The organism is Rhizobium sp. SYY.PMSO, assembly GCF_046840415.1.
Lineage (GTDB): Bacteria > Pseudomonadota > Alphaproteobacteria > Rhizobiales > Rhizobiaceae > Rhizobium.
Map to the genome: position 1 here is coordinate 763,964 of NZ_CP177351.1, position 14,193 is coordinate 778,156.

Here is a 14,193-nt window from a genome sequence, read left to right on the forward strand (position 1 = left end):
ACCATCTCCCGACCTGTTTCCGACGCGATGGAACTTCGGCCCTCGATCTGTGTAAGGGCACCGTTTGTCGAGATCGGCGCGGATAGCGCCACTAGAATACAGGAGTTCCTATGCCGACCGCATATGAAAACCTCAGGACCGCCGGAGTGGCAGTCTGGCTAGACGATCTTAACAGGGAACGTCTAGGATCTGGAAGCCCTGCTCGTATGGTCGAAGCCGGCGAGATCGTCGGGACTACGACGAACCCGACCATCTTCGCCAAATCCATCAGCAACGGCGCCGGCTACTAAGCGCAGATCAGGGAGCTTACGTTACGTGGCACGGCGATTGGCGGGGCGCTTCGACTGATCACCGGTCACGACGTGCGTGATGCCTGTGACGTGTTGCGACTGGTCTTTGAGGCCAGCCGATATGGCGCCAAGGGCGGTTCGCTGCAGCGTCTTCTCTGGGCCTCGGCTCCTTGCCCTACGTGACCGCAGGACTGCTGCTGATCTGGGGCCTGTTCACAACTCCTGTTCCGGCAGCATGGACGACGTGGATGACCCGCACGATCTCCGACCACCTCGAGGAAAGCGGAGCCTGGTTCGTCGCGCTCATCCAGTTCGCGATCACGTCGGGCGCGTTCGCCGGCGGTCCGCTGTTCGACCATCTCGGCGGGCGGAGCCCTTTGCACTGAGCGCCGTGGTCTTCCTCGCTTCCTCCCTTGTCGCCATTCGGTCGTCAAATCCCGTCAGCATTCATGAGCAACATCGATAACATTAAGACCCCCATTCATGTAACCGTTAGGGGTTTCGCGCGTTCTACGCCTAGGGGAACCTTGTCGTTCGTCTTATCCGAGATCACTAAACATGGAGCCGGACATGCAAAATTCCGTCAATCTCGACATTTCTCGCCGGGACCTTCTGGTGTCGTCCGCTGCGACAATGGCTGTCACCAGTGTCGCCCGGAAGGCAGCCGCCCGGCCCGCTGCACCGTCTTCGGGCCAGAGCAGCAGGCTTTCGCTGACCGTCAACGGCGAACGCCGCGAACTCGATGTCGACAATCGCACGACTCTGCTTGATGCCCTGCGCGAGCACCTGCATCTAACTGGCACCAAAAAGGGCTGCGACCATGGTCAATGTGGCGCCTGTACGGTCATGGTCGATGGCCGCCGCATCAATTCCTGTCTGACGCTTGCCGTGATGCATGACGGCGACGAGATCACGACGATCGAGGGGCTCGGCAAGCCCGGCGACCTACATCCGATGCAGGCCGCCTTCGTCAAACATGACGGCTTTCAGTGTGGCTACTGTACTCCCGGGCAGATCTGTTCCTCCGTCGCGGTGCTTGAAGAGATCAAGGCGAACATTCCAAGCCATGCCACTGGCGATCTGACCACGCCGGTTCAGCTGAGTCAGGAGGAGGTGCGCGAGCGCATGAGCGGCAATATCTGTCGATGCGGCGCCTACTCCAACATTCTCGACGCCATCTCGGAAGTCGGAGGGATCAAGGCATGAGAGCCTTTACATACGAACGCGCCTCGTCGGTTGAGGCGGCGGCCAAGGCGGCCGCATCCAACGCTGAAGCAAAATTCATCGCCGGCGGCACCAACCTTCTTGACCTCATGAAGCTTGAGATCGAGACGCCGACACATCTGATCGATGTCAACGGGCTTGGCCTCGACACGATCGAGGCAACGCCAGACGGTGGCCTGCGCATCGGCGCTCTGGTTCGCAACACCCACCTTGCCGCCCATCCGGCGGTCCGTCGCGATTACGGGCTCGTGTCGCGCGCGCTGGTCGCGGGCGCGTCTGGGCAGTTGCGCAACAAGGCAACGACCGCCGGAAATTTGCTTCAGCGGACGCGCTGTCCGTACTTTTACGATACCAACCAGGCCTGCAACAAACGTCAGCCCGGAAGCGGCTGTTCCGCCATTGGCGGCGTGACGCGTCAGCTTGGGATTGTTGGCATCTCCGACGCCTGCATCGCCACGCATCCGAGCGATATGGCGGTCGCCATGCGCGCGCTCGACGCTGTCGTCGAGACCATCAAGCCGGACGGAAGCCGCCGTTCGATCCCGATTGAGGATTTCCACCGGCTTCCGGGTGATACGCCCGAGATCGAGACCACGCTAGAGCGGGGCGAGTTTATTACGGCCGTTATGCTGCCGGCGCCGATAGGCGGCATGCACATCTATTGCAAGGTCCGCGATCGCGCCTCTTACGCCTTCGCTCTCGTCTCTGTCGGCGCCGTCATTCAGCCCGATGGCACCGGTCGCGTCGCGGTCGGTGGGATCGCGCACAAACCATGGCGGATCGAGGCGGCTGAAGCCGAGCTCCCGAAGGGAGCCAAAGCCGCAGCAAAAATCTTTCTCGCCGATGCCCGCCCTACCGATCAGAACCGGTTCAAGGTCGATCTCGTCGAGCGCACGCTCGGCGCGGTCATCGCCGAAGCAAGGGGTTGAGATCATGCAGTTCGACAAACCAGCAACGACAAACCCGATCGACCAGCTGAAGGTCGTCGGGCAGCCGATCCAGCGCATCGACGGCCAGCTCAAGGCGACGGGCCGGGCGATGTACGCCTATGAATGGCATGACCCGAACCTTGCCTATGTCTATGGCTATCCCGTTGGCTCCGCCATCGCCAAGGGACGGGTGAGGTCGATCGACACATCGGCCGCGAAGAAAGCCGACGGCGTGGTCGCGGTCGTGACGACGCTCGATGTCGGCAAGCTCAAAAAGGGAAAATACAACACCGCCAATCTCTTTGGTGGTGACGAGATCCAGCATTACCATCAGGCCGTTGCGGTGGTGATCGCAAAGACCTTTGAACAGGCCCGTGCTGCAGCCTCACTGGTGAAGGTGGAATACGCCGAGGACAAAGGGACTTTCGCCCTTGCAGATGCAAAAGATGCCGCGGTCAAGCCGAAGGACGCGGACGGCTCTCCGCCGGACACTGCGGTTGGAGATTTCGAGGGCGCCTTCAAATCCGCTCCGGTGAAACTCGACGAGACCTATACGACTCCGGATCAATCCCACTCGATGATGGAGCCGCACGCATCGATCGCCGTCTGGGATGGCGACGAACTAACGGTGTGGACATCAAGCCAGATGATCGACTGGTGGCGCACCGATCTTGCCACGACGCTCGGCATTAAGAGGGAGAAGATCCACCTCATGTCGCCCTTCATCGGCGGCGGGTTCGGTGGCAAACTGTTCTTGCGCGCCGATGCAGTGCTAGCCGCACTCGGTGCCAAGGCCGTTGGTCGCCCCGTCAAAGTGGCTCTGCCGCGTCCGTTCATGGCCAACAACACGACGCACCGTCCGGCAACCATCCAACGGATCCGCATCGGTGCTGGACGCGACGGCAGGATCACCGCCATCGGCCACGAGAGCTGGTCTGGCGATTTGAAGGGCGGTGGTCTGGAGACTGCCGTCAACCAGACCCGGTTGCTCTATGCCGGCGCCAACCGAATGACGGCAATGCGCCTTGCCACGCTCGATCTTCCGGAAGGCAACGCCATGCGTGCCCCCGGCGAGGCACCAGGTCTGATGGCGCTCGAAATCGCCATCGACGAAATCGCAGAGAAGCTTGGCATGGATCCGATCCAGTTCCGGATCGTCAACGACACGCAGGTCGATCCGGAAAAGCCGGAGCGTCCATTCAGCCATCGTGATCTGATCGGCTGTCTGAGGCTGGGCGCGGAGCGCTTCGGCTGGACCGACAGGCCGGAGGTCGGCATGCGTCGCGACAGAAATTGGCTGATCGGAATGGGGGCAGCGGCCGCCTTCCGCAACAACATGGTGCTTCCATCGGGCGCCCGCGCCAAGCTCGACAGTCAAGGGCTCGTGACGATCGAAACCGACATGACCGATATCGGCACCGGCAGCTACACGATCATCGCCCAGACGGCGGCCGAGATGATGGGAATTGCAATCGATAAGGTCGCCGTCCAGCTAGGCGACTCCCACTTTCCGGTCTCAGCCGGGTCTGGCGGGCAGTTTGGCGCCAACTCCGCGACCTCTGGCGTCTATGCCGCCTGCGTCAAGCTGCGAGAGGCTATAGCAATTAAGCTCGGCCTGAACGCCCAAGACATCACATTCGCGAATGGCCAGGTGCGTTCCGGCGATCGATCCGTCTCGCTCGCAGAGGCGGCAGGCGCTGAAGGCCTGGTCGGCGAAGACACGATGAAGTGGGGCGACCTGACTGAGACGCATCAGCAATCCACCTTTGGCGCGCATTTCGTCGAGGTCGGCGTCGATGTCGCGACCGGGGAAACCCGCATCCGCCGGATGCTGGCGGTTTGCGCAGCCGGCCGTATTCTCAATCCGATCACGGCGCGCAGCCAGGTGATCGGGGCGATGACCATGGGCGCAGGCGGTGCGCTGTCGGAGGAACTTGCCGTCGACACCCGTCGCGGGTTCTTTGTCAATCATGATCTCGCTGGCTACGAAGTGCCTGTGCATGCCGACATTCCGCATCAGGAAGTGATCTTCATGGATGAAACGGATCCGATGTCGTCACCGATGAAGGCCAAGGGTGTGGGCGAACTCGGGCTTTGCGGCGTGTCGGCGGCAATCGCCAACGCTATCCATAACGCCACGGGCATCCGCGTCCGGCATTATCCAATCACCCTCGACAAGCTGATCGGCGGTTTGCCAGAGGTGGCTTGACGCTCAACGCACTGGCGGTCGATCCTCGGCCGCCAGCCTCGCTTTCTTCAAGAAAGATAATGTAGTTCAAATGCTTGCGGCCTTGGAAGCCAATCCGACACGCGCATTCACAAGTGACCAGCGCGATGACTTCTTTCGCTTCGCGGTCGAGGGTTTTGATCGCGGTCCTGTTGCTCTGGCCACCCTTGTCGAAATACGCGGTGGTGCCGCGCGAGCCCTGGGATCGCATGTGGTTGTCGCCTCGGACGGTCGCTTTTGCGGTTATGTTTCCGGTGGCTGCGTGGAAGCGGCCGTCGCGGCGGAAGCGCTTCTCGCCATGGCGGAAGGGCGCGACCGGACAATCAAGTTCGGAAAGGGCTCTCCGTTCTTCGACGTCGTTCTTCCCTGTGGCGGCGGTATCTCGGTTGCCATCCACCTACTGAGAGACATTGAGATTCTGCAGCACGTTCTTGGCCGTCTTTCGCGAAGGCAGGTCACGGCGCTTCGGTATTCACCCCGATCTCAAACCCTTGCTCTCGTCGAAATAGCTAGCCGGACCGGTTGGCTTCATGACGAGTTCATCGCGCTTTACCAACAGACGACACGGGTCGTAATCTCCGGACAGACGGCGGAAGGGGAAGTCGTCGCCAGATTGGCGGAGCCCTCCGGTTATATTGCGGAAGACTGGCGGGACACTACTGCTAAAAACGCGGCCCGTTCTATCGATCGCTATACCGCGGTCGTTCCCCTCCACCACGACCTTGACGCAGAGGATGCGATCCTTGCTGCAGCCCTCGGTTCGGACACGTTCTATATCGGTGCGCTCGGAAGTACGCGCACCCATTGTCGCCGGGTTCAGCGCCTGAAAGCACAATCGTTCAGACAGCAGGATATCGATCGGATCAAGGCGCCGATCGGCATGTTTGGACCTACCCGGGATGCCGCGTCGCTGGCGCTGTCGATTCTGGCCAATATCGCAGCTGCTCGGCTTGCTTCATTTGGCTGATCCGTTATTAGGAAGCCCTTCGGTAGCCATGTTGCTTGCCTCTCCGTTCCAGCCGCCCATCTTACACTCTCGCCAAATGATGGAGGTATTCGCCGTGGCTTTGTCCCTTCTCGATAAACGCTATGCTGGATTTCTGTTTGATATGGACGGGACCATTCTCAGGTCTGCCGCTTCGGCGGAACGGGTCTGGGGAACATGGGCCGAAAACCACGGCCTCGATCCGGTAAAGTTCCTGCCCACCATGCACGGTTCGCGGGGCATAGATGTCATCCGTCGTCTCAATCTCCCGGGCATCGATCCGGAGGCAGAAGACGCCAAGATCACCGCGGCAGAAATGGAGGACCTTGACGGCATCGAGCCGATCCCCGGTGCGGGTGAGTTTCTGGCCGCGTTGCCGCTGGACCGGTGGGCGATCGTAACCTCATCTGTCAAGGCGCTAGCGCTTAGACGGCTGGAGGCAGCCGGACTCCCTCGCCCGCGTTTCATGGTGACCGGCGAGGAGGTGACAGCTGGCAAGCCTGACCCACAATGCTATCTCGTGGGTGCGGATAAGCTCGGCATCCAGGCAAGCCGGTGCCTTGTGTTTGAAGACGTCACAGCAGGCGTGCAGGCGGGAGAGGCGGCCGGTACTGACGTACTGGTGGTGACGTCAAACCAAGGCAAGATAGAATTTGCTGGTCGATCGACCATTTCCAACTACACCAAGATAACAGCATCTCTCGATGATCATGGGCAGCTATTCTTGAGCCTAAAATTCTGACAATGATCAATCAAAGGCAATGCGTTGCCTGCAGCGACGGCTACTTTTTTTCTTATCAATCGAATTGCGGTTAGTCATTGTGCGCGGTCGCGATGCGGGTCTTGATGGGAGCTGAACCGCTGCTTTCGTGTCGCATCCGACATTATCAATGACTTGGCATCCGATCCGGCATAGTGCGGTTTATGGAACTGCGATATACGGCGGGCACAGCACCCAACCCCCGAAACATCAGTTGCACAACCTAAATCGCCGTTGCACCGACCCATTCGGGTTTGTCGATGGCGGCGATTTTGCCGAGGTCATGACGCTGGACGTGGCGTTGCATAGCATTGTTTCCGGATAAGAGGAGAAGATAAAATGAAACCTAGTTCTGGCGATCTTTCGGCGGGATTGTCGAATTCAGACCATCAGCTTACCGTATCAGTTGCTCACCCAAGTGCCGAGCGGCCGCCGGAGACATTGCTACCTGGATTTGATGCGGTGAACGGACGAGACGACGGGCCTTATCTAATTCAGCCTGCGACTTCGCGTAGTCTATTCGAATGGCTATGCGGTGCGGTGGCCGCGACACCCCAATCATAAAGGGTATCGGCTTTGATGTCGTTGATATTCCTGAAGTGCCATTTCGACTTATCGTGATCCACTTTGCCCTCCGTAGCTTAACAGTGAAACCGCACAGCGCGCGGAAGTCGATTCACCTACAAAAGCTGTGATCGACGTAGACTTTCCCGCCGCCGGAGGACAGGTAGTAACAACCGCCACGCGGTCCCGTATAATAGTGACGCGAGTAAGATGAAATCTTGGCCCGGCTGTTGCCGCCACTCGGCCTAGAATAACTTTCCGATGTTGCTATCACGGCGGCTGATGAAGGCAAGCTAGAATCATATCGAGCCATCGCGATTGCATTTTTGCAGGCGTCAAACTGCTCTTTTGTAGGAGACGTTTGGCATTGAATAGAATCTGGGTCGGTAAAGCCGCCCGGAGGAGCGTAGGCTGGAGGCGGCTGATATGGAAGTGGCCTCGGGCCATCGCCACAGCCAACCAAGAGAAGAAATGACGATAGAGTCACAAACTGCCTGATCAAAATTATACCCCTCCCGCAATAACGAGAGGAGCATGGAATCAATCAAAGCGATAGTCGAGTCGATTAAGCCGCCTCTAGATGTTCGATGGCGTCGAGTTCGGCTTTCTTGGCTTCGGCCTCGGTTGCCAGATCATAAGACGCCTGCATGCTCATCCAGAACAGTGGCGTGGTGCCGAAGAATTTGGCGAGCCGAAGAGCTGTGTCGGGCGTGATGGGCGTCTGCTCTGCAACAAGCCGCTCAATACGCGTACGCGGGACATGGAGCTTCTTGGCGAGCGTGTAGGGCTTCAGGTTAAGCGGGGCGAGGTATTCCTCGCGCAGGATTTCACCTGGATGGATGGCAAAGCCGAGAGTGGTCATAGCTTGATCCTCAATCGTGATAGTCGGTAATTTCAACGTCTTCGGGGCCGGCGTCAGTCCAGCGGAAACAAAGTCTGAATTGGTCGTTTATCCAGATCGCATGCTGTCCAGCGCGGTCACTCACAAAGGCATGCAGTTTGTTACCCGGAGGCGATTTCAGGTCATCAAGAACAATGGCGTTGTCGAGCATAAACAGCTTGCGACGTGCTGCCTTGATCAGATCGGACGGAAAGCCTTTTGGAGATTTACCGGCGGCGACCGCCTCAGTGGTCTTGTCTTTGTATGACCTGATCATGGACGTATCATTACACGATACGATATCGTGTCGTCAAGAAAAAGTATCGCAACATGATACGAATTAAGCTCATCCGCGACGGCAAGGCTTTGGAGCCATCCGTACCTTGCCGCCGCCTCTGCCAGCAAAAACTTGGGGTGCTTGCTGGTATCATCGCCCAGCGGGTAGCAAAGGCTCTGATTGGCACCGTCATGCTGACATGAGACAAAAAGCGCAAGGATTATTGCGTTTCTGGATGTTTCTAAGCGGTCTTATATACGATTTACATCAACAGCGACGGCCTGCTACCGGCTCAGGTCAGGCCGCCGCTGCGTCTGCCAGTCACTCTTGCCGGATGACTGGTGTCGCAGCCCAGAAGAGACCCAATCCAATCTGGTAACGACGAATGCACCCCAACACGGTCCGATGCGCTGCGCAACACTTGATTCGGCCCGGCAATATTCAGAAACCAAATATACGAGATCGATCGCTAAGATGCTGGCGGTGTGCTTGGACAAAAGAAAGGCCCCATCTCGCGATAGGGCCTTTTGAGGAGAGGGATTGGGAGGAGTGGGCTGCCTCCCATACATCTAACCGACAACTCCCTTAAAGGTTCCTACCGTCCCTTCGGGCGGTTCGAATGAGTTACGGTCGCCTTTAACCGGGCGGCCGGTGCGGTCCAGGCGCAACGACGACGGGCATAGTTTGGCGACCTGTTCTCTATAATTCCACCAGCCAAGCTGGCTCAAAATGATGTGATTGAACTGGGATTTCAATGCAACCTCTTGCCTAAATTTGGGGGAAGATGAAGAATGAAATCGCCTGACTAGGGAGGAGGATATGCAGCGCTACCACCATCTGGTCGAAGGCGTTCTCCAGCCGGACGAGATCGCTAATCTGCAAAAGATTTTTAACGCCGTGATCGCCGAACCATGGTTTGATCTAACGGATGTGAACCGCGAGGCTTTTGCAGCAGAGTTGATTAGGCTTTACCGAAGGGGCGTGACGGACGTCGACAAGCTCCACCATCTCGCCAGTTTGACTGCCAATGCTCACTTCAGTCGAAGCCAACCGCATGAAAAGCGCTTGTCGATACGACAATTGCACGATGCTCAAAAATATCACGGTGGCGGCGATACTCGACAGGCGCCACGTATTCCGCCAGATGGAGCACGTAAGCAATAAGACGGCTCAAACACGGGTTTGAGACAGGCGAGAGCGTTCAAAGTTCTCAATCGCGGAAACAGCCCAAAACCCAAGCTCAGGGGTCTCGTCTTTGCTGGCAGGTTTGGAGAATGCGGCGAAACGCAATAATCTATAAAGAATTTCACATCCAGGTCCCCGGAAAGAGACCCGGCTCTTCGTCCTCGTGATGTCCGCCGCGCCGAGTCTCTGCCGCATATGACGGTGCGGTGCTGCAACCTTTAGGACCCGCTAAATGAACCGAATATGAATGAGGAAAGTGGAATATAGGGTGGCCGCCGACACTTGTAGGAATGCCGGCGCCGATGAGTGGGGTGTTGCAAAACTCATCCGACGGGGAACAGGATTTACCCGTCGCACCCTTTGCCTTGTAGGCCACCAAGAGTTGCACGCGAGACTGGCGTGTTCAATCTCACTCACCAAGAAGTGATTGTAGCGAAGCACATTCAGGCAAGGCGGGTGCCCAGCACACGAGGATTGCGCCGGCAACGGGGTGTCTTTGTCAGTCCCGCTGGATAAAATGTTGCAACGTTTATCGCACCTTGCCTTGCGAGCGGCATGATCATCGCACGCCGATAGCACGTTCTCAATCTTATCTGACTAGAAAAATCCATGAAATCGAAACTGGCCCCGAACGCGGGCCGGGTGCTTATTGAATTGAAGACGGACAAGCTTGAGGACAATCCGATCAACTCCGAGGAAGTCGGGCAAGTTTACCAGCATCTGGAGTGAGCGAGATCGCGATACTCAGGTTACAACGTCCCTGGCATTCTCGTTTACACAGAGAGCAAGTCGGTTACCGGTGGCAGTAATCCGTCCAGTGATATGTTCTTTGCCAATCAAAAGACGATGAAAGATCTGCAGGCGGCCTTTATCACCGGTGTGACGATGCTCTCCAAGCTGTCTCCCCTGGAAAAATATGGCAAAGCGTCCGAGATCGGCAGCAGGCCCGAGTGGCAACCGCTGGCCATCTTCGAGCGATTGAAAGTCGGGCGACTCAAGGACCCGGATTAATAAAAGCGGAGCTTGGTATGACTACTTTTGCGCAGGAAACATGACGCCGCCACGTAGCTATGTCCGCTTTCGGGCGAGCGCGATGACGACCTCTACGACCGACATCGGAGCGCCTAACAGCGGAAACAGATACCTCCCGCAATTCAGTTCACGTGGATCAGCTTGCTCGGCTTTTGGTGTTTCGCGTTCGTTTTGATGATGTCGACCGGCTATCGCGTTGCTCAAAGTCCAATTTTTGCGAATCCACTACTGGCGTGCGGCTACCTGCAATCGGCAACTTCATCTGTGGGGCACGTCGAAGCTCTTCCGGCGTTGAACGGCGTGGAAGTTTTGCTTTCAGTCCGGGTTTGGCGCCAGCATTTAATGCCTCACGCGACAGATTGAGTTCCAAAAGGTTTGCCAGAGCTTCCTCTTCAGCAATATTCGCAGGCCACCCGTAGGCTGCGGCAATAGCGGCATCTAAATCCGAGTGAGCATCGACCAACCACTGCGGACGCCGATTGTAGAGATTGGTCATCGCAACTTACCTTTCGACTGCGAGTGGAAATCGCGTGCGCATCGGCAAGCTTGGCTTTATAGGCCGACCGGCAGCAGATCACGGGCGCTGAGCTTCGGCGATCGCCAGGGTATCGATGTACTGCCGGAAGCGGGTGATCTTCCCGCCCCTCACCATCCAAATGTGAGCGTAGCGCGCCTTGGAGGTCTTGCCGGTGGTTCCGTGGACGCCTGTGAAATCGCCGAGCGACACCACTGTTTCTCCTTCGGTGATGAACTCCGTGGGCACAAGCGAGAAGCTGGTCCACTCTGCCATCAACGGCTTGAACAGGCCTTCGGCGACAGCGGCGGGGCCGCGGCCTTCGACCTTGTAGTGCCACATGGTGATCCACTCGATGTCCGGGGCCATCAGGCCCATTGCGCCGGGAGAATCACCGACGGCGAGCCTGTCGTAGAAGTCGCGGATGGTATCCGCTAAGGTGGAGGTCATGATTAGTCTCCATCGGAGGCCTCAGCGGCCTTTAAGGTCAGGGGAGCCGGGCACCGCGAGTTACGTCCGGCAGCGGGCCGAGGTCAGCGCAGATGCTTGGCAAGGAAGTGGCGCATGATCGCGCCGATCTCGCTAGCATGGGTCTCCAGGGCGAAATGGCCGGTGTCGACAAAGCGGACCTCCGCTTCCGGGACATCCCGTTTAAAGGCTTCGGCACCGGCCGGAATGAAAAAGGGGTCGTTCTTGCCCCAGATGGCCAACACTGGCGGACGCTTGTCTCGCAGATAGGCCTGAATGTCGCCGTAAAGCGCGACATTTGTCTTGTAGTCGCCGAGCAGGTCCAACTGGATCTCGTCATTCTCCGGACGCGCCAGATAAAAATCATCCAGGTTGCGGCCGTCTGGCGACACCAGGCTCGGGTCGGCAACCCCGTGTGTGTACTGGAACAGAGTGGTCTGCGGCGCCAGGAAGCTACGCAGCACATCGCGGTTGGTCTGGGTCGGCTCCTTCCAGTACGCCTGCACTGGAGCAAAGGCTTCCGATACGCCTTCAAGATAGGTGTTGCCATTCTGTGTGACGATCGCGGTGATCCGCTCAGGGTGCTTCACGGCAAGGCGAAAGCCGACCGGTGCGCCATAGTCGAAAACATAGAGTGCGAATTTGTCGAGCCCGAGCACTTCGGTGAAGCGATCGATTACACGGGCAAAGTTCTCGAAGGTATAGGCGAACTTGTCCCGTGCCGGCTGTTCGGTCATGCCAAAGCCTGGCAGGTCTGGCGCCACGACATGATAACGGTCTTCAAGTTGCGGAATCAGGTCACGGAACATGTGGCTCGCGGTCGGAAAACCATGGAGCAGCAGAACGCTCGGGCGAGCCCGGTTACCGGCCTCGCGATAAAATACTTTAAGGCCGTCTACATCGACAGAATTGAAATGAACGGACATTATAGGTCTCCTTTCAGGGTGCGACGCGCTGTTGATTTTCTGATCGATCAGTCGATCTTTCGGGCCTATGCGCGGAAAGTCGATATCGGTCTTCAGCGCTACGCTGATCGTGTTGGTGAAGAGATTGAGGCCGACATCGGCGAGTTCGGCGTCCGAGTAACCGGCATGCTTGACGGCGGCAATATCGGTCTTGCTCACTCGGCCTCGTTCGCGCGCAAGTTTCGCGGCGAAACGAATGGCCGTGTCCGCCTTCGTGTCGTTCAACGCCCCGCTCCGGTTTGCGGTGGTCTCCGCATCGTCGAGCTTCGCTACCTTGCGGGCGAGATAGGTGTGCGCCGACAGGCAATAGTCGCAACCGTTCACTTCAGCCACCGCCAACGCGACGCGCTCACACGTCGCCGCGTCCAGGGCATCTGTGGCGAGCGCACCGGAGAAACGAGATAAGCTTCCAGCGCCGCCGGGCTGTTGGCGAGAATCCGTAACAGGTTCGGGACGGTGCCGAGTTGCTTCTCGGCCGACGCGAGCAACGGTTGGGCCGCATTTGGCGCCTGCTCCATCGCGGGATTTGGAATGCGGGACATTGGCTTTCACTCCTGATCGAATTGAGCCGTGACCGACCCTCGGAAGAAAGCATATTCCCTTCCGCAAGACATCAATAGCCGCTAGTGTTGGAAGTCAGCCTTCCGCGACGTGAGAGGCAAGATGGACCGGTTCGAGGCAATTCGTACCCTTGTGGCTGCGGTCGACGGCGGCAGCCTGTCGGGCGCTTGGCGTGCCGCTGCCGACTGTCAGCCGGCGCGTGGCGGAACTGGAGAAACACCTCGGATCACAATTGGTCGTTCGCACCAGCCGCGGGTTGCTGCTGACCGAAGCCGGCACGTCCTATGTGGCCTCGGTCCGCCAAGTGCTGGAAGACCTGGCCGAGGCCGAGCGGGCGGCATCCGGCGAATATCGCGCCGCGTGGCGAGCTGCTCGTCACGGCGCCAATCATGTTCGGCACGCTCAATGTCGCCCCGATCGCCCATGATTTCCTCACTGCCTACCCCGAGGTCACAATACAGCTTGTGTTGTCCGATTGGGTAATCGATCTGGTAGAATCTCACATCGACATCGCGCTGAGAATTGGACACCTGCCGGATAGCGCCCTGATGGCTCGGCATGTCGGCGAGATTCGCTGGATGGTGTGCGCGAGCCCGGACTATCTCAACCGGCATGGGAAGCCACGCACGCCCGCTGACCTTTCCGACCATGACTGCATCGCCTTCGAGGAACTGCAGCGCTATCGCGAGTGGCCGTTCAGCTGCACCAACGGCATTGAGCAAATCGCCATAGGCACCCGCTTTCGGTCAACACGGCCGTCGCAGGTCTCGGGATCGCGCGCGTGTGTCCTATCAGGCCGCGGCCAGCGTGCGTGACGGAACTCTATTGCCAATCTTGATCGAATGGGCGCCGCCACTGATCCCGGTACAGCTCGTCTATGCTGCGCATCGACAGCAGCCGCTGAAGCTACGCGCCTTTCTAGACTTTGCTGTGCCGAGGCTTCAGGAAAGCCTGCGTTTAATAGCGGAGCATTGTGGCCAAGCAAGCAACGTCAAATAAGACCAATAGTTTGACAAGCCGTATTTCGGCGAGGGTTATAGAAAACCCTCTCATGAGCGATTTAGGTTTTCGCGGATTTTTCGCCTGACAACATTCAATGCGGGCTCACCTCTCTCTAAGAACGGATATCTAGCCCAACATGTGTCGAGGGTTTTCTAATCTTTGACCCCAGGATGCTGCAGACGCAGAAAGTTGCTATGAGTTGCGTTTACACCGAGAGTAGAGTGGCACCTTTCGGGCAGTATCCCAGATGAAGCTCGGCCAGTTCGCGAGCTACCGCGGTGAGAACACGCGGTGGAGTTTTCCGGTTTCGAAAAATCTCGATAGCGCTTG

Annotated in this window: 14 protein-coding genes and 2 pseudogenes; 10 read left to right on the plus strand and 6 right to left on the minus strand. The window is 58.1% G+C overall.

Annotated features, from left to right (window positions below):
• Positions 1-110 precede the first annotated feature (110 nt).
• The 7 genes from ACJJVH_RS30225 (at position 111) to ACJJVH_RS30255 (ending at position 6,397) form a co-directional block, all read left to right on the plus strand.
• Complete coding sequence (locus tag ACJJVH_RS30225) at positions 111-290, plus strand: transaldolase family protein (protein WP_113401144.1); 180 nt, start codon at positions 111-113, stop codon at positions 288-290.
• Between the two features lie 248 nt (positions 291-538).
• Entirely contained in the window at positions 539-676 is a 138-nt protein-coding gene (locus ACJJVH_RS30230; protein WP_412066926.1) for a hypothetical protein, read from the plus strand.
• A 172-nt stretch (positions 677-848) separates the two neighbouring features.
• On the plus strand, positions 849-1,496 hold the full coding sequence (gene paoA, locus ACJJVH_RS30235; protein ID WP_412066927.1) for an aldehyde dehydrogenase iron-sulfur subunit PaoA: 648 nt from the start codon (positions 849-851) through the stop codon (positions 1,494-1,496).
• A complete protein-coding gene (locus ACJJVH_RS30240) occupies positions 1,493-2,443 on the plus strand; it encodes an FAD binding domain-containing protein (RefSeq protein ID WP_113401145.1) in 951 nt (316 codons plus the stop codon). The genes paoA and ACJJVH_RS30240 overlap by 4 nt, the downstream gene beginning before the upstream one ends.
• Positions 2,444-2,447: 4 nt before the next feature.
• Positions 2,448-4,652, plus strand: a complete 2,205-nt coding sequence (gene paoC, locus ACJJVH_RS30245; protein WP_412066928.1) for an aldehyde oxidoreductase molybdenum-binding subunit PaoC — start codon at positions 2,448-2,450, stop codon at positions 4,650-4,652.
• 70 nt (positions 4,653-4,722) lie between these two features.
• On the plus strand, positions 4,723-5,637 hold the full coding sequence (locus tag ACJJVH_RS30250) for an XdhC family protein (protein WP_412066929.1): 915 nt from the start codon (positions 4,723-4,725) through the stop codon (positions 5,635-5,637).
• Positions 5,638-5,716: 79 nt separating this feature from the next.
• The gene (locus ACJJVH_RS30255; RefSeq protein WP_412066946.1) at positions 5,717-6,397 is read left to right on the plus strand and encodes an HAD-IA family hydrolase; all 681 of its coding nucleotides are present in this window, start codon (positions 5,717-5,719) and stop codon (positions 6,395-6,397) included.
• 1,147 nt (positions 6,398-7,544) lie between these two features.
• Here the strand turns inward: ACJJVH_RS30255 and ACJJVH_RS30260 are convergent.
• Positions 7,545-7,841 carry a HigA family addiction module antitoxin gene (locus ACJJVH_RS30260; RefSeq protein ID WP_113436266.1) on the minus strand — a complete coding sequence of 99 codons (297 nt, stop codon included), beginning with the start codon at positions 7,839-7,841 and terminating at the stop codon, positions 7,545-7,547.
• A 10-nt stretch (positions 7,842-7,851) separates the two neighbouring features.
• Positions 7,852-8,136 (minus strand): type II toxin-antitoxin system RelE/ParE family toxin, encoded by a 285-nt coding sequence (locus tag ACJJVH_RS30265; protein WP_412066253.1) that lies wholly within the window; start codon positions 8,134-8,136, stop codon positions 7,852-7,854.
• An 819-nt stretch (positions 8,137-8,955) separates the two neighbouring features.
• Between ACJJVH_RS30265 and ACJJVH_RS30270 the strand changes: the two genes are divergently transcribed.
• Positions 8,956-9,300 (plus strand): hypothetical protein, encoded by a 345-nt coding sequence (locus ACJJVH_RS30270; protein WP_412066254.1) that lies wholly within the window; start codon positions 8,956-8,958, stop codon positions 9,298-9,300.
• 867 nt (positions 9,301-10,167) lie between these two features.
• The gene (locus tag ACJJVH_RS30275; protein WP_162762097.1) at positions 10,168-10,332 is read left to right on the plus strand and encodes a hypothetical protein; all 165 of its coding nucleotides are present in this window, start codon (positions 10,168-10,170) and stop codon (positions 10,330-10,332) included.
• 157 nt (positions 10,333-10,489) lie between these two features.
• Here the strand turns inward: ACJJVH_RS30275 and ACJJVH_RS30280 are convergent, their stop codons facing one another.
• The 4 genes and pseudogenes from ACJJVH_RS30280 to ACJJVH_RS30295 all read right to left on the minus strand — a co-directional run.
• Positions 10,490-10,849, minus strand: a complete 360-nt coding sequence (locus tag ACJJVH_RS30280; protein ID WP_113452792.1) for a hypothetical protein — start codon at positions 10,847-10,849, stop codon at positions 10,490-10,492.
• Between the two features lie 78 nt (positions 10,850-10,927).
• On the minus strand, positions 10,928-11,317 hold the full coding sequence (locus ACJJVH_RS30285) for a nuclear transport factor 2 family protein (RefSeq protein ID WP_412066255.1): 390 nt from the start codon (positions 11,315-11,317) through the stop codon (positions 10,928-10,930).
• An 83-nt stretch (positions 11,318-11,400) separates the two neighbouring features.
• On the minus strand, positions 11,401-12,261 hold the full coding sequence (locus ACJJVH_RS30290) for an alpha/beta fold hydrolase (RefSeq protein ID WP_412066947.1): 861 nt from the start codon (positions 12,259-12,261) through the stop codon (positions 11,401-11,403).
• Positions 12,262-12,618: 357 nt separating this feature from the next.
• A pseudogene (locus tag ACJJVH_RS30295) lies at positions 12,619-12,852 on the minus strand (hypothetical protein); the annotation flags it as partial.
• 111 nt (positions 12,853-12,963) lie between these two features.
• Between ACJJVH_RS30295 and ACJJVH_RS30300 the strand changes: the two are divergent.
• Positions 12,964-13,860 (plus strand): annotated as a pseudogene (locus tag ACJJVH_RS30300) (LysR family transcriptional regulator).
• Positions 13,861-14,193 lie beyond the last annotated feature (333 nt).